The following is a 20,204-nucleotide window of genomic DNA, read 5'->3' as shown; positions in this document are numbered from 1 at the left end:
GCGCCGGGCGGATGCGATATGTCCGCCTCGCCATCCGTTATATAGGCACATCGTTACCGCCGGGTTATCGAGAGCTTAAGCAAATCTAAATTTGCAATTTTTCCGCGCAATAAAAATCGAGAAAAGCGCTGCCAAATTCGAAACTTATAGAGAACTGCCGCGAAGGAAATTTATGATGCCGGAAAAATCCGATCCGCCATTTCCCTGGGCGTTGAACAGCGCATAAAGCTGGGCCGCTTCGGCCCCCATTGGCGTCACCGCGCCGGCGCTTTGGGCCGCCTCCTGCGCCAGTTTCAGGTCCTTCAGCATGAGTGCCGCGGCAAAGCCCGGTTTGTAGTCGCGGTTGGCGGGTGAGGCCGGCACGGGACCCGGCACCGGGCAATAGGTGGTCAGCGACCAGCACTGGCCCGACGAAGTCGAGGCAACGTCGAACAGGGCCTGATGCGAGAGGCCGAGCTTTTCGGCCAGCACGAAGGCCTCTGCGACGCCGATCATCGAAATGCCGAGCATCATGTTGTTGCAGATTTTGGCTGCCTGACCGGCGCCGTCGTCACCGCAATGGACGATGCGGCCTGCCATCGGCTTCAGGACCGGTTCGGCCTTGGCGAAGGCATCCTTGGCGCCGCCGGCCATGAAGGTCAGCGTTCCCGCAGCAGCACCGCCGGTGCCGCCGGAGACGGGGGCGTCGATCGAATGCAGCCCGTGCTTCCTTGCTACGGCATGCGCCTTGCGGGCCGACTCGACATCGATGGTCGAGGAATCAATGAACAGGGCGCCTGGTTTGGCCTTGGGTGCGATGTCCTCGTAGACCGAGAGCACGTGCTTGCCGGCGGGAAGCATGGTGATCACGACATCGACGTCCTTCACCGCGGCAACAGCATTAGCCATGACGGTGACACCATGCTCGCGCGCGACGGTCAGGTTCTCCGGCATCAGGTCGAAGCCATGTACCGTATGACCCGCCTTGACCAGATTGGCGGCCATAGGATTGCCCATATTACCCAAGCCGATGAAGGCGACAGTGGTCATAGCGGTGCTCCATGATGAGTAGGCAGTAGGCAGTAGGCAGTAGGCAGTAGGCAGTAGGCAGTAGGCAGTAGGCAGTAGGCAGTAGGGCGACCTATTCGGGTGCGAGTTTGAGAATAAGTTGGCGAAGCATTTTTCCGATGGCCTCGGCCGCCAGAAGCAGGTGCTCAGCTTGCCCATGCGTGGCAACGCCAATGCGTTGAGCGATTTGGAGGTGTGTCTCGAACTCCTTAAGCGAGCCTTGGGCTATCCTGAGAAATTGCTGATAGGAGCCTCGGTTGTCTCGGCCATAGCCTTCCGCGATGTTTGCAGGGATAGAGGTTGCTGAACGGCGGATTTGGCTGGTCAGCCCATATAATTCCTCTTTGGGCCATGTCTTGGTCAATGAGTAGGTGCTGATAGCCAGATCCATCGCCTGCTGCCATACGATAAGATCCTTGTACGAGTTGACCTTGCCGGTCATCTTTGCCTACTGCCTACTGCCTACTGCCTACTGCCTACTGCCTACTGCCTACTGCCGTCCGATCAACGCCCGCGCGATGATGACGCGCATGATCTCGTTGGTGCCTTCGAGGATCTGGTGGACGCGCAGGTCGCGCACCAGTTTTTCGATACCGTAATCATGAAGATAGCCATAACCGCCATGCAGCTGCAGCGCCTCGTTGGCGACGTTGAAGCCGATGTCGGTGACGAAGCGCTTGGCCATGGCCGACCATTTGCCGGCATCCGACGCCTTGCGGTCGAGTTTCGAGGCGGCGGCGTAGAGAAAGATCCGCGCTGCCTGCAATTCGGTCTCCATGTCGGCCAACCTGAACTGCAGCGCCTGGAACTGGTTGATCTTCGAGCCGAAAGCCTTGCGCTCGGCGGTATAGGACAGCGCCTTGTCGAGCGCAGATTGCGCGCCGCCGAGCGAACAGGCAGCGATATTGAGGCGGCCGCCGTCAAGGCCGGCCATGGCGATGCCGAAACCTGCGCCTTCCCCCGACAGCAGGTTTGCAGCCGGCACCTTGCAGTCCTCGAAGATCACCTGGCGGGTCGACTGCATGTGCCAGCCCATCTTGTGCTCGTTGGCGCCGAAGGAGAGGCCGGGCGCATCCTTCGGCACGACGAAGGTGGAAATGCCCTTCGGCCCGTCGGCGCCGGTGCGCGCCATGACGACATAGAGGTCGCTGTCGCCGGCCCCGGAGATGAACTGCTTGGCGCCGTTAAGCACATAGTCGTTGCCGTTCTTCACCGCGCGCGTCTTCAGCGCCGCGGCATCCGAGCCTGAACCCGGCTCGGTCAGGCAGTAGCTCGCCAGCCATTCCATCGAGGTCAGCTTCGGCAGGAAGCGTTGGCGCTGCTCGTCGTCGCCGAAGCGGTCGATCATCGACGCCGCCATATTGTGGATCGAGATGAAGGAGGAAAACGCCGGATCGGCGTGCGACAGTGCCTCGAAGATCAGCACGGCGTCGAGCCGGCCGAGCGCCGAGCCGCCGACATCGTCCCTGACATAGATGCCGCCGAGGCCGAGCGGGCCGGTCTCGCGGATTACATCGGCAGGAAAGTGTCTTGCCCGGTCCCATTCGAGCGCATTGGGCGCAACGCGATCGGCGGCGAAGGCCTGTGCCATCTCCTGGATGGCGCGCTGTTCCTCGTTGAGCTCGAACTGGCTGGTGCTCGCATCGACCGCGGCGTCCATGGCGTGCTCCCTGTGTTCCCCAGCTGGGGTTGGCTTGCTGGCCTGTTGTTTTTGGCTTTGCGCGCCGCTCAATCTAGACCAATGATGCCGCCGCGCAACCCGGCTCGCCGCGCAGCCGCTGTGCATGAATGGATCAAGGGAGCATTGCGTGCCGACATATTTCGACGAATTGCTCGACCGCTTCCATGCCTATCTCCGGGGCGTGGACAACGCGCTGGTGCGGGACGCCGTGACCCGGATCGGCTGGAATATGACGGCGCGCGTGCTCGAAGCGCATCCGCTGCCTTGCCTTGGTCTGCTCGACCGCATTGTCGAACTGGCGCCGCCGGACCCGCAGCCTCTGGTGCAACTGCTGGCGGAGCGTCGTGACGATCTGTGCTGGGGGCAGACCTACAACGCGAGCGATTTTGGTGAAGCGTTCTTGCAGAAATACGGCTGGCTGGAGGTGTTTGGCACGCGCGGCCATTTCGCCAATGAAGAGGTCGCGGCCGGATTGCTGATCCTGGGGCCCGGCATCACCTATCCCGACCATCATCACATTGCCGAGGAGATCTACATTCCGCTGACCGGCGGCACCGAGTGGCGCATGGGCGAAGGCGGCTTTCACACCCGCCAGGCGGGCGAAATTATCCATCACGCCTCCAATGTCAGCCATGCCATGCGCACCGGCAGCGAAGCGTTGCTGGCGCTCTACATCTGGCGCGGCGGGCCGCTGGCGCAGAAATCGACCGTTTCCGGCGCGCAGGGCAGGGGCTGAGCATGGCCAAGGCGATCATGCTGCAAGGCACGGGTTCGGATGTCGGCAAGACGGTGCTGGTGGCGGGGCTCTGCCGCGCGGCCAGGAATCGCGGGCTGAAAGTCAGGCCGTTCAAGCCGCAGAACATGTCGAACAATGCCGCCGTCGCCGACATTCCGGGCGACGACCGCCCCGGCGGCGGCGAGATTGGCCGTGGGCAATGGCTGCAAGCGCTGGCGTGTGGTGTTCAGCCGACCGTGCATATGAATCCGGTGCTGCTCAAACCCCAGAGCGACATCGGTTCGCAGGTGATCGTGCAGGGCAAGGTGTTCGGCGAGGCGCGAGCGCGCGACTACCAGACAATGAAAGCGGGGCTGATGGACGCCGTGCTGGAGTCCTGGACGAAGGTCGGTGAGGGCGCCGATCTGGTCGTCGTCGAGGGCGCCGGATCGCCGGCCGAAATCAACCTGCGCAGCCGCGACATCGCCAATATGGGCTTTGCCACGCGCGCCGACGTGCCGGTCATCCTGGTCGGCGACATCGACCGCGGTGGCGTCATCGCTTCGGTCGCCGGCACGCATCTGATCCTGCCGGAGGGAGACAGGCGCATGATCGTCGGCTACCTCATCAATAAGTTCCGCGGCGATGTCTCGCTGTTCGACGACGGCATCCGGTCGATCGAAAGCTTCACCGGCTGGCGCTGCTTTGGCGTCGTGCCGTGGCTGAAGGCGGCGGCGCGATTGCCTTCGGAGGATTCGGTCGTGCTCGAACGCCTGGCATCGGGCGAGAAGCGGGCGTTGAAGGTCGCCGTGCCGATGCTTGGCCGCATCGCCAATTTCGACGACCTCGACCCGCTCAAGGCCGAACCGCAGGTCGAAGTGGTGTTTGTGCCGCCGGGGCAGCGCTTGCCGGAGGATGCCGGCCTGGTGGTCATTCCCGGTTCCAAATCGACGATCGGCGATCTCATGAAGTTCCGCGAGAATGGCTGGGATCGCGATCTCCTCGCGCACCGCAAACGCGGCGGCCATATCGTCGGCATTTGCGGCGGCTTCCAGATGCTCGGCCGCCTGGTGCGCGATCCCGATCGCATCGAGGGCAGCGTCACCGAGGCGGAAGGTCTTGGTCTGCTCGACATCGAGACGGTGATGGAGCCGGAAAAGACGGTGCGCAATGTCAGCGCCCGCTCAGTGCCGTTCGGCCTGGCGCTCGAGGGCTACGAAATCCATCTCGGCCGTACCACCGGGCCGGACATGGCGCGGCCGTCGGCTGTGATCAACGGCATCGACGACGGTGCCATTTCCGCCGATGGCAAGGTTTTTGGCACCTATCTGCACGGCCTGTTTTCCGCCGACGCTTTCCGAGCGAGATTCCTGGAAAGCCTCGGCGTGAAAGGCGGCGGCGTCGACTATCGGGCGGAGGTGGAAAACGCTCTGGACGAGATCGCAACCGAACTGGAGCGCCATCTCGATTGCGATGCGATTTTTGGGTTAGCGAGGTAGGGCCGCCCATCGTTTCGTCATCCTCGGGTCTGCGCTTCCGCTTCGTTTCCACTCCGTGGATGTCGAAGTTCGGGCGCTTTCGCCGACCTTCGACGCGGCGCTGAAGGACCAAGGCCGATGGCGAAGGATTCTGCGAAACTGATCACCAGCGGGACGGTGAGCGAGGCGTATTCGACATTGCGAAAATGGCCGGGCGCCGTTTCGCGATAGCCACAAATGTCGGTGACCGCGTTCTGCAGCCGCAGGCCCGGCGCGCGCCGCACCATCTCGAACCGGTCGGCTACCGGGCGGTGCTGTTGATCGTGGCGCTCCGTCTCGCCGGACATGGTCATCCTTCCGCGCGGAAGAGCCTAACGGACCATGCATCCAAAGCAAAAGCGCCCGGCTTTTGACCGGGCGCTTCGAATTGCAGAAGTCTCGGGTGCCTAGGCGCCGCGCATCAGGCAGGCGGCGGCAAGCACAATGTATGCGATGAGGACAATCCACACCGCAGCCAGAGGAATGAACGCAAGAACGCCAAGCGCGGCGAGCACGCCGATGATGGCGATGACTAGGGATATGATGAAAACAAGCTGAGTGGGTGCACTAAGATTCATGTGTGGTCCCTCCAACATGATTCGTACAACGGCATCCTATCAGGCGTGAGGCTTATACACCAATCAGCTGGCGCAATGGGTTCGCCGGGTCGGCCAGCAGCTTCACCGCCAGCGCCAGGCAGATGATCACCAGCAGCGGCTTGATCAGCCGGACGCCGATGCGGATGGCAAGGCTGGCGCCGAGCCGGGCGCCGAGGAACTGGGCGACGCCCATCATCAGCCCGATCTTCCAGTAGACGACGCCGGCGATGGCAAAGACGATGAAGCCGCCAATGTTGGAGGCGAAATTGAGCAGCTTGGTGTGTGCCGTCGCCTTGAGCACGCCGAAGCCGGCAAGGCTGACGAAGGCCAGCATATAGAAGGAGCCGGCTCCCGGCCCGAACAGCCCGTCATAGAAGCCGACCAAAGGGGCGATGATCAGCCCGAACAGGAAGGGCGACAGGCGCTCGGCGCGGTCGACATCGTTCATGTTGGGTTTCACGGCGAAGTAGATCGCGATGGCGATCAAAAGCAGCGGCAGCAGCGCCCGCAGGAGATCACCTGGCACGAATGCCGCCAGCAAGGCGCCGACGGCACTGCCGGTAAGGGCCAGAAGCGCCGATGGCAGCTGTCGACGCAGATCGACATGGCCATTCCTGGCATAGTGGATGGTCGCCGAAGCGGTGCCGAAAATGCCCTGCAGCTTGTTGGTTCCAAGTGCTGCGACCGGCGGGAATCCGGCAAGCAGCAGGGCCGGGATGGTGATCAGCCCGCCGCCGCCGGCTATCGAATCGACAAAGCCGGCTGCAAAGGCGGCGAAGGCAAGCATGATGACGGTGTGGGTAGCGAGGTCGAGCATCGGGATTTCTGAACATTCCGGCGGGAAAGGTGATGCCGCGCCTTCTCATGGCCATCTGGTTTGCGCAAGGCCGATTCCGCGCTACGTCCATCCAAGCGCGTTGCGCTTGGATTTCCTGTGGTGCATGTCATTATCCCAATACCGCTGGGCAATTTTGGGTCATGTGCACTGGGCGGACTCGGAAAAGGGATACTGTTGGCGATGGCATTGCTCGACCAGATACGCTCGATCTTCGATGGTGACCCCGGCGTGCGCAAGGTTGCCGACGACCCGGTGCTGTCGGCGGAACTCTTGATGCTGTTTCGCATGATCCTGGCCGACGGCTCGGTTTCGGAGAGCGAGATGGTCGCCTTCCGGCGCATCTGCAAGGACGCCTTCGGCATCCCGGAAACCAGCATCGACGCGGTCATCGAATATCTCAATGATTTCGGCTACGAGACCAACGGTTCGCAAGCCATTGCGCTGTTCCGCGATCTCGATGTCGAACGGCGCAAGTTGCTGGCGCTCCACATGGCGGAGATCGCCAAAGCCGATTCCAAACTGGCAGAGAGCGAAGTGCGGCTGTTGCGCCGCACGCTCGATTTGCTCGACATCAGCCCGGTCGATGTGGTGAAGCCGGAGGAGTGAGGCAGACCAGGGGCAACGGCCGCCCGGCCGGGTCCCCGCTGCTTCGCAGCGTCCCAGCGTTCGTGACCTTTCATCGTGCCACTGGCACGATGAATTCGCTGCGCGAACCGGTCACTCACCCCTGTTCCTGCATACGGTGAGCGATCGCCCGATGCAGATCGGGCGCAGCCGCGACCAGCGCCCTGGCCGCCTCCGACTGCGGATGATCGAGCACGTCGCCGGTCTTGCCGCGCTCGACGATCCTGCCGTCATGCATGACCAGCACCTCATCGGTGATGGCGCGGGCGACGGTCAAATCGTGAGTGATGAAGAGATAGGCGATGCCGAGCTTCTGGTTGAGCTCTGCGAACAGATCGAGGATCTGGGCGCGGATCGAGACGTCGAGCGCCGAGACCGGCTCGTCGGCGACGACCAGCTTCGGCCTGGTGATAATGGCGCGGGCGATCGACAGGCGCTGGCGCTGGCCGCCGGAAAACTCATGCGGATATTTGTCCATGTCGCTGACGCCGAGGCCGACCTCGTGCAGCGCATGCGCCACCATCTCGCGCCGCTCGGCCGGTGTCGGCTTCTTTTCCAGTACATGCAGCGGCTCGGCGACCAGTTTCTCGACCTTCTTGCGCGGGTCGAAAGAGCCGTAGGGATCCTGGAACACCACCTGCATGTCGCGCCGCGCGGCTTTGAGCTCCGCCTCGCTTTTGCCGGTGATGGTCTCGCCGCGAAAGCGGATCGTGCCCGAGGTGGATTTGTCGAGCGCCAGGATCATGCGGGCAAGCGTTGACTTGCCGCAGCCGGAGCGGCCGACCAGCGCCACCGATTGGCCCGGCGCCAGCGACAAGGACACGTCGTCGACGGCGCGGATCGGAGACGCTGACTTGAACAGGGAGGTGCGCCGGCCCGGATAGTCCCGTGTCACGCCTTCGACCTCAAGCAGCGGTTTGCCCTGGCCGGCGGCGTGAACCTTGGCGCGGGCGGGCACGTGCATGGAGGCCAGCGCCAGCTGGCGCGTGTAGGGATGCAGCTGTTCCGACAGCGTGCGTGCGGTGTCGCCGGCTTCCATCACCTCGCCATGGCGCAGAATGGTGATGCGGTCGGTCATTTCGGTGACGACCGCGAGATCGTGCGAGATCAACAGCAGGCCCATGCGGTTTTCGCTGACAAGGCCGCGCAAGAGGTCGAGGATCTGCGCCTGCAGCACCACGTCGAGCGCCGTGGTCGGCTCGTCGGCGATGAGCAGCTTGGGTTTCAATGCGCAGGCAATGGCGATGACGACGCGCTGGCGCTGGCCGCCCGACAGTTCGTGCGGATAGCGCGACAGCGGGAATTTGGCCTCAGGCAGGCCAACGCGGTCGAGCATTTTGCGCGCCCGGTCTTCGGCGTCGGCACGGCTTGCCCTGGTGTGCCAGCGTATCCCTTCAGCGACCTGCTCGCCGATGGTTTTTACCGGATTGAGCGCCGTCATCGGTTCCTGGAACACCATGCCGATGTCGTCGCCGCGCAGCGCGCACATCTGGTCCTCTGTGGCCGCAAGGATGTCGATGCCGTCGAAGGTCACGCGGCCGGCGGCGCGCGCAGCATGCGGCAGAAGCTGCATGATGGTCAGCGCCGTCATCGATTTGCCCGAGCCGGATTCGCCGACCAGGCCCATCACCTCGCCGGGCGCGACGGAGAGGTCGACCCCTTTGAGGATCGACGTGTCGCCGATCGCCAGCGACAGGTTCTCGATCTGCAGCAGGCTCATCGCTGCCGCCGCGATTTCGGGTCGAGTATGTCGGCGATGCCGTCGCCGAGCAGATTGAGCCCAAGCACGGTGACGACAATGGCCATGCCGGGGAAGATGGCCATCCACGGCGCCACCACCATGCGCGTCTGGGCGTCGAACAGCATGCGGCCCCAGCTCGGCATTGGCGGTTGGGCGCTGAGGCCGACATAGGAGAGACCGGCTTCGGCCAAAATGCCGAGCGCGAACTGGATGGTGCCTTGCACCAGAAGCAGCGTGGCGATGTTGGGCAGCACGTGCTCGATTGTAATCTGCGTCTTGCTCTTGCCGGCGGCGCGCGCGGCGAGAATGAACTCGCGTGGCCAGATCGCCAGCGCGCCGGCGCGGGCGACGCGCGCAAACACCGGGATGTTGAAGATGCCGATGGCGATGATGGCGTTGATCGCGCCCGGTCCGAAGATGGCGGTGATCATGATCGCCGACAGCAGCGCCGGGAAGGCGAAGACGAGGTCGTTCAGCCGCATCAGCGCCTCGTCGACCAACCCGCCGCGCGCCGCGGCGAAGGCGCCGAGCGGCACGCCGACGCCCATGCCGATGCCGACCGCGACCAGCGCCACGGCAATCGAGTTGCGGGCGCCGACCATGATCATCGACAGGATGTCGCGGCCGAAATGATCGGTGCCGAACCAGTGCGCCGCAGAGGGCGCGAGCGTCTTGTCCGAGATCACCAGTTTGGTCACGTCGTAGGGCGTCCAGACGTAGGAGAGGACCGCTATTACAGCCACCAGCACCGTGATGGCGAAGCCGATGAGGAAGGAGCGGTTGCGGAAGGCCTTGGCCAGGATGCTGCCCAACGTCTCCTGCGGGATGTCGATGTGCAGCGTCATTGCCGGCCTCGAAGGCGCGGATCGACGATGGCGTAGGAGACGTCGACGACGAGGTTGACGGCAATGACGGCGACGACCAGCAGCATGACGATGCTTTCCACCACGATCAGGTCGCGCTGGGTGATCGCCTGGAACACCAGCCGTCCAAGGCCGGGCAGGTAGAAAACGTTCTCGATGATGATGGTGCCGGCGAGCAGGAAGGCGAATTGCAGGCCCAGAATCGTCAGAACCGGGATCATCGCGTTGCGCAGCGCGTGCCGCCATAGTACGGCGCGATAGGGCAGGCCCTTGGCGCGGGCGGTGCGGATATAATCCTCGTTCAGCACCTCGAGCAGCGCGGAGCGGGCAACGCGCGCCAGGATCGCGGCCTGCGGCAGAGCGAGGGCGATGGCCGGCAGCAGCAGCGATTTCAGCGCCGGCCAGGCGCCGGCGCTCCAGCCGGGAAAGCCGCCGGCCGGCACCAGCCGCAACCAGACGGCAAAGAGGTAGATCAGCATCAGCGCGAACCAGAAGTTCGGCACGGCGACGCCGAGCTGCGCGGCACCCATGGCAATCGTGTCACCGGCGCGGCCGCGCCGGCTGGCGGAATAGAGCCCGACCGGGATGGCAATGATGGTGGACAGCGTCAGCGCGATCAGCGCCAGCGGCAGGGAAACCGCCATGCGCTCGCGGACAAGGTCGATGACCGGCACCGAATAAGTATAGGAGCGGCCGAAATCGAGGCTGAGCAGACCGCCGACCCAATGGAGGTAGCGCAGGAGAAGCGGCGCGTTGAGGCCCATCTGGTTGCGCAGGAGTTCGACCTGCTCGGCGCTGGCGTTGAGGCCCAGCATCAGCCGCGCCGGGTCGCCGGGCAGGATTTCGAGCACGGCGAAGACGACCATCGAGGCCAGGATCAAGGTGGCGATGGCGATGGCGAGGCGTTTGAGGAGGTAGGCGGTCATGGTGGAGGGAATGGTGCGTTGCCAAGTGCGATGACTGAGCAAAGGCAGCGTTCTGTCACACCCCCCTCTGTCCTGCCGGACCCGGCCCTTCGCTGTCGCTTCGGGCGTTCGTTGTTCGGAAAGCCAAGCAGTTGGCTTTCCGTCCGCTGCGCGGACCACTCCTCACCCCCCGCAAGGGGGGAGATCAGCAGTTTCCGTGTCGTCGACCAGCGTTCAACGTTCGCGATAGGCGAAAGCGGAGATGAAAGCCCGATCTCCCCCCTTGCGGGGGAGATGCCCGGCAGGGCAGAGGGGGGTGTGACGGAGCGCAAACGCCGCCCTTTGGCCCGCCGCCTCAATCCGCCCACTTCACCTTGGTCAGGTCATTCGCCTGGATCGGCGCGTTTTCCCACAGGCCCTGCAGCTTGGCGTCCCAGACGCCGACCTTCGGCAGTTCATAGAGGAAGCCGACCACGGCGTCGTCGGCCAGGATCTTCTGTGCTTCGCCGAGCAGCGTGTTGCGCTTGGCGTCGTCGGAGGTGAGGTTCAGCTCGGCGATGATCTTGTCGAAGGCGGGGTTGTCGTAGTTGAAGTAGTAGTCCTTGCGCGAGTAGATATCGATGTCGTTGGGCTCGGTGTGGGAGACGATGGTCAGGTCGTAATCCTTCTTGGTGAACACCTGATCCAGCCACTGCGCCCATTCGACCGGAATGATTTCCAGGTCGATGCCGACATCGCGCAGCTGCGAGGCGATGATCTCGCCGCCAAGCCGTGCATAGGAAGGCGGCGGCAGTTTCAGCGTCGCCTTGATGCCGTTTTCGAAGCCGGCTTGCTTCAGCAGCTCCTTGGCCTTGTCGACATTGTGCGGGTAGAGGCCGGTGAGGTCGACATAGGCCTTGCTGGCGGGCGACATGTGCGAGCCGATCGGCACGCCGAGGCCGGCCGAGGCGCCGTCGATGATCGCCTTGCGGTCGAGCGCGAAGGCAATCGCCTGCCGCACCTCGAGCTTGTCGAAAGGCGGCTTCTTGTTGTTGATCGCCAGAATGGTCTCACCCTCGGTCGAGCCGATCACCACCTTGAAGCGCGGATCGTCCTTGACCTGCGCGACGCTGTCGGGATCGAAGAAAGGGAAAGCCTGGATGTCGCCCGAGAGCAGCGCCGGCACGGCGGCGGCGGCGTCGGGAACGATGCGGAACTCGGCTTTGTCGAGGAACACCGGGGCGCCCCAGTAGTTGTCGGATTTGACCAGCGTGATCGACGAGCCCTTGGCCCAGCTCTGGAATTTGAACGGGCCGGTGCCGATAGGCTTTTCCTTGTTGGTGTCGGCGCTCTCGGGCGCCACAATCACCGCGTCGCCCCAGCCCAGATTGTAAAGGAACGACCCCTGCGGGTTCTTCAGCGTCACCTTGACCGTTGTCGGATCGACGACTTCGACCGTATCGATGGCGGCGAACAGGGCCTTTTGCGCGTTTACGGAATTGTCGGCACGGGCGCGGTCGAGCGAGAACTTCACGTCGCCGGCGTCGAAATCGCTGCCGTCATGGAATTTGACGCCGGTGCGCAGCTTGAAGGTGTAGACCTTGCCGTCGTCGGAAATGGCCCAGCTCTCGGCAAGGTCGGGCAGCACTTCGCCATTCGGGCCGATGCGGGTCAGGCCCTCGAAGACGTTGGCGTAGAGCACTTCGTCGATCGCCGCGGCAGCACCGGCGGTCGGATCGAGATGTGGCGGCTCGAGCGTAATGCCGATCACCAGGTCGGTGCGTGCGGCAAATGCCTGACTGCCGGCCAGTGCCAGCACCGCGGCGGCAAGAATGGTTTTCCACAATTTCATCGTGCAACTCCCAAATGCTCGAACCCTGATGAGATAGAAGCGTGATTTCGAAGTGGAGTAAATTGCGTTTCGTGCTCTGCAGCGGCGCGGGGAGGAATGTTTTTTCAGCGAAGTCGATGGTTCAGCCCGCAGCCGTGCCCCTAAGCAGCACATTCAGGCCGATCGCCATCACCTTGGCCGACTCCACCATATCAGAGATACCGACCCATTCGTCGGGCCGGTGGGCGAGGTCCAAAATGCCCGGGCCATAGGCGATGCAATCATAGATGTGGCCGATGCGGGCGATGTGCTTCTGGTCGTAAGTGCCTGGTGAAATGACATAATCCGGCTCGCGGGCGAAGATCGCCATGATGCCCTGCGCCACCGCCTTGACCACCGGCGCATCGCGCTCGGTCATCAGCGGCAGCACCTCCATCAGGTCGCGAATCTCGTAGTCGAACTTTTTGCGCTCGCGCTTCAGCCGGTCGAGGATATCGGTCACCTCGCTCTTGACCGTGGCAAGGTCCTCCTCGAGCAGGAAGCGGCGATCGATGGTCAGCCGGCAGGCGTCGGGCACGTTGGGTGAGGGCAGGCCGGGGCGGAAATCCTCAGTCTGGCCGCCATGGATCGAGTTGATGTTCATGGTCGAGCGCTTTGCGCCTTCGGGCACGACAGGCATGCGCGTCACCTTGCGGTCGAGCGCCGGAAACAGTTCATCCTCGAAGGCCTGCAGCACGGCGCCCATGTGGCGCACGGCATTGTCGCCGAGGAACGGCATCGAGCCATGCGCGATCTCGCCCTTGGTCTCGATCTCCGCCCACCAGACGCCGCGATGGCCAAGACAGATGCGGTCCTTGTTCAGCGGCTCGGGGATGATGACGTGGTCGACCTTGGGTTTCGAGAAATAGCCAAGCTTCGCCAGATGGGCGACGCCGCCGAAGCCGCCGGACTCTTCATCGACGGTGCCGGAGATTTCGATGGCGCCAGGAAAGTCGGGGAATACCTCCATGAAGGCTTCCGCCGCGATGATCGAGGCGGCCATGCCCCCTTTCATGTCGCAGGCGCCGCGCCCGTAGACCTTGCCGTCCTTCACCACGCCGGCAAAGGGATCGACGCTCCAGCCCTCGCCGGCTTCGACCACATCGATGTGCGAGTTGAAATGGACGCAGGCCCCAGGCGAGCGGCCGTCGAAGCGGGCGACGACATTGACGCGGGGATAGCGGTCGGTATCGCCGGGCGTGCCTTCAGCGCGGATGAATTCGGTTTCGAAGCCAAGCCTGCCTAGGCGCGCACCTATATATTCGACGCAGGGGCGATAGGCTTCGCCAGGCGGGTTGATGGTCGGGAAGCGGATCAGGTCGGCGGTCAGTGCGACCAAGTCATCAACACGGGCGTCTATCGCTTTGAAGAGTCGTTCGTTCATTCCCGGATTTGAGCAGGCAAGGGGGTGGTTTTGCAAGCATCGCGCCACTGGCGCCGAAACTTCGTGTCGCAGCGGCAACTATGGCGGGAAAATCGTTCAAATTCGCTGCTTTAGATTGGCGAATTTATCAAGGAGTGTGTGTTAGATCACTCACCTGTCGTTAAAAAGATGAAAAACCGCGTGATGACAGGGCAGGCAAGGGGCATCAAAGGGGTTTGATCTCATGACTAAAATCGTTCTCATGGCAGCTGCTTTTGCGGCGATGCTGTTCGGCACGTCCATCGAAAGCAGGGCTGCCTCGCTGGTGGCCAGCATCGACGTCTCGTCGCAGACCATGACCGTCAGCCAATACGGCCAGGTGCTTTATCGCTGGAGCGTGTCGACCGCCCGCAGTGGCTATTTCACGCCGCGCGGCACCTATCGGCCGCAACGCACTGCGCGGATGTGGTATTCGAAGAAATACCACATGTCGCCAATGCCTTACTCGGTGTTCTTCCATGGCGGCTACGCCATCCACGGCACCGGCGCGGTCAGGCAGCTAGGGCGTCCGGCATCGCATGGCTGCGTGCGGCTGCACACCGCCAATGCCGCGATGTTCTATGCGATGGTGCGCGAAGTCGGCTTCGGCAATACGCGGATCGTTGTGACGAACTGAGGCTTTCCACGACTTAAGATTGACGCTGCCCCTGGCCGGTGGCGTTGGCCTGTCCGCGCCGGCGGCGACGCCGGCCTGAGATTTCCCACCTTTTGTGGAACCACATCCACTGTCCCGGATCCTCGCGCACCCAGCGCTCGACCACGTTGGCGAGCAATTGGGTGGTGGCCGCGACATCGACGCTGCCGCTTTCATTGCGCGGCAAGGTCAGCTTGTCCTCGATCTCGAGGCGGAAGCGGTTGCCAGGCAGCCGCACACATCGCGCCGGATAGACGTCGCAATCATAGTGACGGGCGAGCATGCCCAGAACCGGATTGCTCTGGCATGGGCGGTTAAAGAAGATTGTCTCCAGTCCGCTAGAGAATTTCTGGTCGACCAGCACGCCGATATTGCCGCCTTTCTCCAGAATCGACGCCAGCGCGAAGGAGGCGCCGGTCGAAGACGGCAGCAAGGCGCCCATGCTCGAACGCCGCGTCGAATGGATATAATCGGCGAGGTAGGGATTGTTCGGCGGACGAAACAGCGCCGTGATCTTCATGCCGAACGTCGCGGCAGCCACCGGCAGCAATTCAAAATTGCCGAGATGGCCGGTGAACAGGATATGCGGTTTGTCCTCGCCAGCTATCTGATGGAAATGATCGGCGCCACCGACTTCGACGCGGCCGGGCGTCGCTGCGTTCGGATCATAGTCGAAGAGCGCGTCAAGAAAGATGTATTCGGCGGCGAGCCGGGCCATGTTGCCCCACATGTCGGAGGCGATGGCCTCGATCTCGACATCGCTCTTTTCGGGATAGGCAAGGCGCAGATTGCTGATGGCGACGCGGTGGCGCCCGACGCGCGGACCGATGCGGCGTGCGGCGCGGTCGGCAAAATTGAGCGCGCTGTCGGCGGGCAAAAGGCGCAGCAGCGAGATGATCGTCATCGCCGCGCGCGCCACCAGCCAGTGCTCCATCTGGCGCAGTCTTCGGCCATAGCGGAACATGAAGTCCCGGCGGGCTTTCTTGAACACCGAGCCGGCCATAGCCTAGGAAACGCGCAGGATGATCTTGCCGAACACGTCGCGGCCTTCCATGCGCTTCAGCGCGGCGTCGATGCCGTCGAAGCCGACCTCGGTGTCGATAACAGGTGCTACCTGTCCCGCCGCCATCTTCTGCATGGCGTTGGCCATGTTCTCCATGCGGCAGCCGAAGGACCCGAGCAGCTTCAGCTGCTGCTGGAACAGCTGCATCAGATTGATCTGGGTCGACACGCCGGAGGTCGAGCCGCAGGTAACGAGGCGGCCGCCGCGCTTGAGGCACAGCATCGAGGCGGCAAAGGTGTCGGCGCCGACATGTTCGAAGACGACGTCGACGCCCTTCTTCCTGGTGAGCTTGCGCACGACGCCTTCGAAACGATCGTCGCGGTAGTTGATGACATGGTCGGCGCCGAGCGCCTTGGCCTTGTCGATCTTGTCGTTGGAACCGACCGTGGTGATGATGGTGCAACCCATGCGCTTGGCCAGCTGGATCGCCGCCGAGCCGATGCCGGAGCCGCCGGCATGGATGAGGATGGTTTCGCCGGGCTGCAGATTGGCATTGTCGAACAGCATGTGCTCGACGGTGCCGAAGGTGACGGGGGCGACAGCCGCGCCGACATCGGTCACGCCGGGAGGAGCAGGGACCAGCAGGCGCGCCGGCAGGTTGATCTTCTCCTGGGCAAAGCCGTCGAGATGGAAGCCGTGGACGCCCGAGACATGTTCGCAGAGATTGTCGCGGCCTTCGCGGCAGGCGCGGCAAAGGCCGCAGGTGCGCGCGCCGTAGATCGACACCAATTGTCCGGGCAGCAGGCTGGAGACGCCGGGGCCGACAGCCTCGACCTCGCCGGAGGCCTCGGCGCCGACGACCAGCGGCAGCTTACGCTTGGCGAACGCCATCCCACGCCAGCCCCAGACGTCGATATGGTTCAGCGCCACCGCCTTGATGCGCAGCGTGACTTCGCCCAATGCGGGGGGCGGCGGGGGCGGCAGGTCCACCGTTTCAAGACGGCGGTCCTCGATAAGTTGCAGTGCGCGCATGGGGCCTGTCAGTTCAGTCTGGCTGAAAAAGGTCGCTTAGACCGGTTCCCGCGCCATGACAAGGCAAGTGTTCTGGCCGCCGAAGCCGAACGAGTTCGAGAGCACGGTGCCGACTTCGGCATTGCGCTTCTTGTTGGGCACCACGTCGAGCACGATTGCCGGGTCGGGATTGTCGTAGTTGATGGTCGGCGGAATGACGCTTTCGCGCATGGTCATCAGCGAAAACGCCGCTTCGACGGCGCCGGCCGCCGACAGCGTGTGGCCGATCATCGACTTGTTGGACGAGACCGGCATCGAGCCGATGCGATGGCCGAACACGGTCGACAGCGACAGATGCTCCATCTTGTCGTTTTCCGGTGTCGAGGTGCCGTGAGCGTTGACGTAGTCGATCTCGTCCTTGCTCAAGCCGGCATCGGCAAGGGCGGCGCGGACTGCTGCGATCGCCGGCGAACCGTCGGGCTTGGAACGGGTGCGATGGAAATCGTCGGCCTTTTCACCGCAGCCGCGCAGGATGCCGAGAACGCTGGCGCCCCGAGCAAGGGCTGCCTCAAGCGATTCCAGCACCAGAGCGCCGGAGCCTTCGGCCAGCACAAAGCCGTCGCGGTCCTTGGAGAAGGGTTTTGACGCCTTTTCAGGGATGTCATTGTGGGTCGACAGCGCCGAGAGCAACGAAAAGCGGATCAGCGCCTCGGCGGTTGCCGAACCGTCGGCGCCGATGGACAGCGCCCGGTCGCATTCGCCGCGGCGGATCGCTTCGACGCCGAGCTGGATGGCGGTGGCGCCCGAAGCGCAGGCCGTCGACAGCGTGATCGGCAGGCCGCGCGTGCCAAAGCGGTCGGCCAGCCGGCCGGCGATCGCGCCGAACTGCGTGCTTGCGAACGTATCTGTTTCCTTCAGCCCGCGCGCCACCCTGAGCAGCCTTTCGGCGCCGGCGCCTTTGCCGTCGGAATTGTAGAGCGCGAAGCGGTCGTGCCAGTCGAGTTCGACCGGCGGCGAGGCGAGGAAGAGCGGGCCACCGAAATCAGAGGAATCGAGGCCGGATTCGGCCACCGCCTCATTCGCGGCGGTTTCGGCCAGTTCGTAGGTCAGCAGGCTGGCGCCTTTCGAGCTTGAGTCGAGGAAATCGACCATGCCGGAGATGCGGGTGTTGAGGTGGTCGACGGGAAAGCGGGTGATCGGGTGGATGCCCGATTTGCCGGAGGTCAGTGCCGCCCAATTGTCTGCCTTGCCGATGCCGAGCGAGGTTACCACGCCGATGCCGGTGACGGCGACGATCGGCCTGCCCATGTGATCTCTGAGATTGGCCATCCGGAACCTCTTAACTTTGCAGCATGATCGCGCAGCGCTGCTTCAAGCAGCGTTGACCAGCGCCATGCCCTCGAATTGGTGATAGCCGATTGCCGTTGCGAGCACGGTTTCGGGAATGCCTTCGAACGGCTTCTCGGCCGCGGCGTCGAAAACGGGGTAGGCGGCCTTGCGGTCGACGGCCAGGGCGGCGAGGGCGACCGCGAATGGAAACTGCGCTTCCTTCATATGCCCGGTCAGCGTCGCGAAGCCGCGCGCCGATATCGCCGGATTGGCATCCAGCGCTGCCTTTTCGGCTGACGTTGCGGTATGCGCCCCGGATGCGCCCGACAGGGCCAGCAACTTGCCGTTCGGGAGAGTTGCCTGTTTGAGCAGTGTCGCGATCTCGGCGTCAAGCTCGCCGCGCGAACGCCGGGCGCGGCCTGAGACGACCGGTCCGAGCTCGGCATAGATTTTGCGGCCGCGGCTTTGCGCGTGTTCGCGCTGCTCCAGCACCAGGAACGCGCCGCCGGAGCCGGAGACCAGGCCGCCGCCCTCGGCGCCCTGTCTCTGCCAGACCGGCTTCCATGGGCCGCGATGCAGATAGCCGGCCAATTCATAGCCGAGCAGCATGTCGGAATGTTCGGTCTGGAAGGCGCCACCTACCAGTATGTGGGTCGACTGTCCGGAGCGGATGCGCGCCGCGGCGGTCTCGACGGCGGCGACGCCGGCACCTTCCTCGCCCATGAAGGTCCTCGACGATCCCGTCACCTTGTGGACGATGGAGATGTTGCCGGCGAGCAGATTGGAGAGCTGGGCCAGGAAAAGCGTCGGCCGCAATTCGGTGGTCAGCTTCTCGTTGAGCAGCACGTCGCGGTCGTTGCGGCTCTCGGACGCGGCGAGGATGGCGGCATCGACCGCCTCGTCTCGCTCGCCGCCGCCGGCAGCGACAACCATGTCCATGGTCGTGCAGAGCTCGTCATTGCCCTTGATGCCGGCGTCGTCCAGCGCCATGCCGGCCGCATAGGTGCCGAGCCGCTGCCATGTTTCCATCTGCCGCTGGTCGCCTCGCTTGGCGATCTGCAGGTTCCAGTCGATCTCCGGCAGTGGATGCACGGTGTAGGGCGCAAAGCGCGCGGATTCGAGCACCGGCTGCAGGCCGGGCTGCGCCAGCTTCTGCCAGTGGGTATCCGGACCCTCTCCCAGCGAGGAGACAAGGCCGATACCGGTGATGACGACGTCGCGAGGGCTGCTCATGAGCGGCTTTGTGGGTCAGGCGGCGCAGCCCGTCAAGGCCGCGCGCCAGCCGATATCAGGCGGTCTTGGCGGCGACCAGCGCGTCGATCTTGGCGCACAGGTTCTTCATGACGAAGTAATCGTCGGTCGAAGCCTTGCCGTCATTGACTTCCTGGGTCCACTTTTCCAGCGGCACCTTGATGCCGAATTCCTTGTCGATGGCAAAGACGATATCGAGGAAATCGAGACTGTCGATGCCGAGATCGTCGATCGTGTGGCTCTCGGGAGTGATGGTGTCGATATCGATCTCGCTGGTGTCGGCAATGATCTTGGCGACTTTGTCGAACGTGGTGGACAAGGGCTCTTCCTTCGGTTGCGGGCGGAATCTGTCCGCATCTGGTTTGGGCGCTGTCTAATCGGTTTTTCCCGGCAGGAAAAGGCCTGATGCGCGGGGCGCAGATGGGATGGCCCTCCCGTGAAGACAAGAAGGGCCGCCCGACAAGCCGGTGGCCCTTCCAGTTGACGTTACGTCAGCTAAGTTTTCACGGAGCTTGACCACTGGCTCTCTCAGAACGTGACGCGGCCGAGCACGCGCAAGCCATCGCCCTGCGGCTCGACCACCACCGCTTCGCCCTCGCGCGGCGAGACGCCGGTCAGCGCGACGATGTTTTCGAGATGCGTGACCATGACCAGATTGTCGGAACCGGTGTAGGCGCGGATTTCCTTCATCACCGCGTCGAGCTGCGCGGCCTTCTCGGTCGGATCGCTCCTCAGGAGGTCGAGCGGCGCAAAAAGCTCCGGCTCCGCTTCGAAGGCGATGCGGGCAGTGTCGAGGCAGCGGCAATAGCGGCTGGACAGCACCCGCTCGATGGGGGCGGCGCGGGCGCCGAACAGCGCGCCGATCTTGCTCGCCTGCTGCTTGCCGCGCGCCGATAGATTGACCTGGGTGGCACAGTTGTCGATGACAAAATTGGCGGGGTCGGTGGTGCCGGTGACCAGTGCGTGGCGAAGCAGCACGACATGGCCGCCGTCACGCAGCAGCGCCCAGCCGGCGTCGGTCGCGTGGGCGACGGCGGGAACAGCAAGCAGGAACAGCGACAGCACAAATCGAATCATCGAAACCTTTCCGGGAGCCGGATGCCGGCTCCGGTCATTCTGATATAGGGATCGGAAAGCCGGCACAAAGACAAGCGAAAGGCGAACCCTCGGTTCG

At 63.6% G+C, this 20,204-nt stretch carries 20 protein-coding genes and 1 pseudogene; 4 read left to right on the top strand and 17 right to left on the bottom strand.

All coding sequences use genetic code 11. The features are described from left to right. Positions 1-144 precede the first annotated feature (144 nt). From mmsB to NKJ80_RS15200, 3 genes are all read right to left on the bottom strand, one after another. Positions 145-1,029 carry a 3-hydroxyisobutyrate dehydrogenase gene (gene mmsB, locus NKJ80_RS15210; RefSeq protein WP_023688136.1) on the bottom strand — a complete coding sequence of 295 codons (885 nt, stop codon included), beginning with the start codon at positions 1,027-1,029 and terminating at the stop codon, positions 145-147. Between the two features lie 91 nt (positions 1,030-1,120). Then, positions 1,121-1,489, bottom strand: coding sequence for a four helix bundle protein (locus tag NKJ80_RS15205; RefSeq protein ID WP_023688137.1), 369 nt, complete (start codon positions 1,487-1,489; stop codon positions 1,121-1,123). Positions 1,490-1,537: 48 nt separating this feature from the next. Beyond that, the gene (locus NKJ80_RS15200; protein WP_023688138.1) at positions 1,538-2,707 is read right to left on the bottom strand and encodes an isobutyryl-CoA dehydrogenase; all 1,170 of its coding nucleotides are present in this window, start codon (positions 2,705-2,707) and stop codon (positions 1,538-1,540) included. A 148-nt stretch (positions 2,708-2,855) separates the two neighbouring features. On the opposite strand from NKJ80_RS15200, the gene NKJ80_RS15195 reads away from it, so the two are divergent. Together NKJ80_RS15195 and NKJ80_RS15190 are read left to right on the top strand one after the other, a co-directional pair. Further along, positions 2,856-3,464 (top strand): dimethylsulfonioproprionate lyase family protein, encoded by a 609-nt coding sequence (locus NKJ80_RS15195; RefSeq protein WP_023670427.1) that lies wholly within the window; start codon positions 2,856-2,858, stop codon positions 3,462-3,464. A 2-nt stretch (positions 3,465-3,466) separates the two neighbouring features. After that, the gene (locus tag NKJ80_RS15190) at positions 3,467-4,942 is read left to right on the top strand and encodes a cobyric acid synthase (protein WP_286488138.1); all 1,476 of its coding nucleotides are present in this window, start codon (positions 3,467-3,469) and stop codon (positions 4,940-4,942) included. A 107-nt stretch (positions 4,943-5,049) separates the two neighbouring features. On the opposite strand, the pseudogene NKJ80_RS15185 reads toward NKJ80_RS15190, so the two are convergent. The 3 genes and pseudogenes from NKJ80_RS15185 to NKJ80_RS15175 form a co-directional block, all read right to left on the bottom strand. Next, positions 5,050-5,268, bottom strand: a pseudogene (locus tag NKJ80_RS15185) (AraC family transcriptional regulator); the annotation flags it as partial. Positions 5,269-5,367: 99 nt separating this feature from the next. Continuing rightward, a complete protein-coding gene (locus tag NKJ80_RS15180) occupies positions 5,368-5,538 on the bottom strand; it encodes a hypothetical protein (protein WP_023670429.1) in 171 nt (56 codons plus the stop codon). A 52-nt stretch (positions 5,539-5,590) separates the two neighbouring features. Continuing rightward, complete coding sequence (locus NKJ80_RS15175; RefSeq protein WP_352497842.1) at positions 5,591-6,376, bottom strand: TSUP family transporter; 786 nt, start codon at positions 6,374-6,376, stop codon at positions 5,591-5,593. A 195-nt stretch (positions 6,377-6,571) separates the two neighbouring features. Here NKJ80_RS15175 and NKJ80_RS15170 point away from each other — a divergent pair, with 195 nt between their 5' ends. Continuing rightward, entirely contained in the window at positions 6,572-7,003 is a 432-nt protein-coding gene (locus NKJ80_RS15170) for a TerB family tellurite resistance protein (protein WP_023688142.1), read from the top strand. Between the two features lie 115 nt (positions 7,004-7,118). Here the strand turns inward: NKJ80_RS15170 and NKJ80_RS15165 are convergent, their stop codons facing one another. The 5 genes from NKJ80_RS15165 to NKJ80_RS15145 form a co-directional block, all read right to left on the bottom strand. After that, complete coding sequence (locus NKJ80_RS15165; RefSeq protein WP_352497841.1) at positions 7,119-8,741, bottom strand: ABC transporter ATP-binding protein; 1,623 nt, start codon at positions 8,739-8,741, stop codon at positions 7,119-7,121. After that, positions 8,738-9,607 (bottom strand): ABC transporter permease, encoded by an 870-nt coding sequence (locus NKJ80_RS15160; protein ID WP_352497840.1) that lies wholly within the window; start codon positions 9,605-9,607, stop codon positions 8,738-8,740. Before NKJ80_RS15160 ends, NKJ80_RS15165 begins: the two co-directional genes overlap by 4 nt. Then, positions 9,604-10,551, bottom strand: a complete 948-nt coding sequence (locus NKJ80_RS15155) for an ABC transporter permease (protein WP_352497839.1) — start codon at positions 10,549-10,551, stop codon at positions 9,604-9,606. The genes NKJ80_RS15160 and NKJ80_RS15155 overlap by 4 nt, the downstream gene beginning before the upstream one ends. Positions 10,552-10,885: 334 nt before the next feature. Next, a complete protein-coding gene (locus tag NKJ80_RS15150; protein ID WP_352497838.1) occupies positions 10,886-12,361 on the bottom strand; it encodes an ABC transporter substrate-binding protein in 1,476 nt (491 codons plus the stop codon). A gap of 121 nt (positions 12,362-12,482) precedes the next feature. Next, positions 12,483-13,763 (bottom strand): acetylornithine deacetylase/succinyl-diaminopimelate desuccinylase family protein, encoded by a 1,281-nt coding sequence (locus NKJ80_RS15145; RefSeq protein ID WP_023714367.1) that lies wholly within the window; start codon positions 13,761-13,763, stop codon positions 12,483-12,485. 223 nt (positions 13,764-13,986) lie between these two features. Between NKJ80_RS15145 and NKJ80_RS15140 the strand changes: the two genes are divergently transcribed. After that, positions 13,987-14,418: a L,D-transpeptidase gene (locus NKJ80_RS15140; RefSeq protein ID WP_023681747.1), complete on the top strand. Its 432-nt coding sequence runs from the start codon at positions 13,987-13,989 to the stop codon at positions 14,416-14,418. A gap of 13 nt (positions 14,419-14,431) precedes the next feature. Here the strand turns inward: NKJ80_RS15140 and NKJ80_RS15135 are convergent, their stop codons facing one another. The 6 genes from NKJ80_RS15135 to NKJ80_RS15110 form a co-directional block, all read right to left on the bottom strand. Continuing rightward, the gene (locus NKJ80_RS15135) at positions 14,432-15,439 is read right to left on the bottom strand and encodes a lipid A biosynthesis lauroyl acyltransferase (RefSeq protein WP_352497837.1); all 1,008 of its coding nucleotides are present in this window, start codon (positions 15,437-15,439) and stop codon (positions 14,432-14,434) included. 3 nt (positions 15,440-15,442) lie between these two features. Further along, on the bottom strand, positions 15,443-16,471 hold the full coding sequence (locus NKJ80_RS15130) for a zinc-binding dehydrogenase (protein WP_352497836.1): 1,029 nt from the start codon (positions 16,469-16,471) through the stop codon (positions 15,443-15,445). Positions 16,472-16,507: 36 nt separating this feature from the next. After that, a complete protein-coding gene (locus NKJ80_RS15125; RefSeq protein ID WP_352497835.1) occupies positions 16,508-17,779 on the bottom strand; it encodes a beta-ketoacyl-ACP synthase in 1,272 nt (423 codons plus the stop codon). Positions 17,780-17,821: 42 nt separating this feature from the next. Then, positions 17,822-19,012: a beta-ketoacyl-ACP synthase gene (locus NKJ80_RS15120; protein ID WP_023833824.1), complete on the bottom strand. Its 1,191-nt coding sequence runs from the start codon at positions 19,010-19,012 to the stop codon at positions 17,822-17,824. A 55-nt stretch (positions 19,013-19,067) separates the two neighbouring features. Further along, entirely contained in the window at positions 19,068-19,349 is a 282-nt protein-coding gene (locus tag NKJ80_RS15115; RefSeq protein ID WP_010909964.1) for an acyl carrier protein, read from the bottom strand. Positions 19,350-19,558: 209 nt separating this feature from the next. Continuing rightward, positions 19,559-20,107, bottom strand: coding sequence for a histidine phosphatase family protein (locus NKJ80_RS15110; RefSeq protein ID WP_023670442.1), 549 nt, complete (start codon positions 20,105-20,107; stop codon positions 19,559-19,561). Between the last annotated feature and the right edge of the window lie 97 nt (positions 20,108-20,204).

The organism is Mesorhizobium sp. M0030 (genome assembly GCF_040323695.1).
In the GTDB taxonomy this organism is placed as follows: domain Bacteria; phylum Pseudomonadota; class Alphaproteobacteria; order Rhizobiales; family Rhizobiaceae; genus Mesorhizobium.
Note: the sequence above shows the minus strand (reverse complement) of the source record. Positions and strands in the feature narration are given on the sequence as shown.

Coding starts and splice junctions, on each gene's coding strand:
- mmsB (WP_023688136.1), bottom strand. CDS start 1,029: ATGACCACTGTCGCCTTCATCGGCTTGGGTAATATGGGCAATCCTATG.
- NKJ80_RS15205 (WP_023688137.1), bottom strand. CDS start 1,489: ATGACCGGCAAGGTCAACTCGTACAAGGATCTTATCGTATGGCAGCAG.
- NKJ80_RS15200 (WP_023688138.1), bottom strand. CDS start 2,707: ATGGACGCCGCGGTCGATGCGAGCACCAGCCAGTTCGAGCTCAACGAG.
- NKJ80_RS15190 (WP_286488138.1), top strand. CDS start 3,467: ATGGCCAAGGCGATCATGCTGCAAGGCACGGGTTCGGATGTCGGCAAG.
- NKJ80_RS15180 (WP_023670429.1), bottom strand. CDS start 5,538: ATGAATCTTAGTGCACCCACTCAGCTTGTTTTCATCATATCCCTAGTC.
- NKJ80_RS15175 (WP_352497842.1), bottom strand. CDS start 6,376: ATGCTCGACCTCGCTACCCACACCGTCATCATGCTTGCCTTCGCCGCC.
- NKJ80_RS15165 (WP_352497841.1), bottom strand. CDS start 8,741: ATGAGCCTGCTGCAGATCGAGAACCTGTCGCTGGCGATCGGCGACACG.
- NKJ80_RS15160 (WP_352497840.1), bottom strand. CDS start 9,607: ATGACGCTGCACATCGACATCCCGCAGGAGACGTTGGGCAGCATCCTG.
- NKJ80_RS15155 (WP_352497839.1), bottom strand. CDS start 10,551: ATGACCGCCTACCTCCTCAAACGCCTCGCCATCGCCATCGCCACCTTG.
- NKJ80_RS15150 (WP_352497838.1), bottom strand. CDS start 12,361: ATGAAATTGTGGAAAACCATTCTTGCCGCCGCGGTGCTGGCACTGGCC.
- NKJ80_RS15145 (WP_023714367.1), bottom strand. CDS start 13,763: ATGAACGAACGACTCTTCAAAGCGATAGACGCCCGTGTTGATGACTTG.
- NKJ80_RS15140 (WP_023681747.1), top strand. CDS start 13,987: ATGACTAAAATCGTTCTCATGGCAGCTGCTTTTGCGGCGATGCTGTTC.
- NKJ80_RS15135 (WP_352497837.1), bottom strand. CDS start 15,439: ATGGCCGGCTCGGTGTTCAAGAAAGCCCGCCGGGACTTCATGTTCCGC.
- NKJ80_RS15130 (WP_352497836.1), bottom strand. CDS start 16,471: ATGCGCGCACTGCAACTTATCGAGGACCGCCGTCTTGAAACGGTGGAC.
- NKJ80_RS15125 (WP_352497835.1), bottom strand. CDS start 17,779: ATGGCCAATCTCAGAGATCACATGGGCAGGCCGATCGTCGCCGTCACC.
- NKJ80_RS15120 (WP_023833824.1), bottom strand. CDS start 19,012: ATGAGCAGCCCTCGCGACGTCGTCATCACCGGTATCGGCCTTGTCTCC.
- NKJ80_RS15110 (WP_023670442.1), bottom strand. CDS start 20,107: ATGATTCGATTTGTGCTGTCGCTGTTCCTGCTTGCTGTTCCCGCCGTC.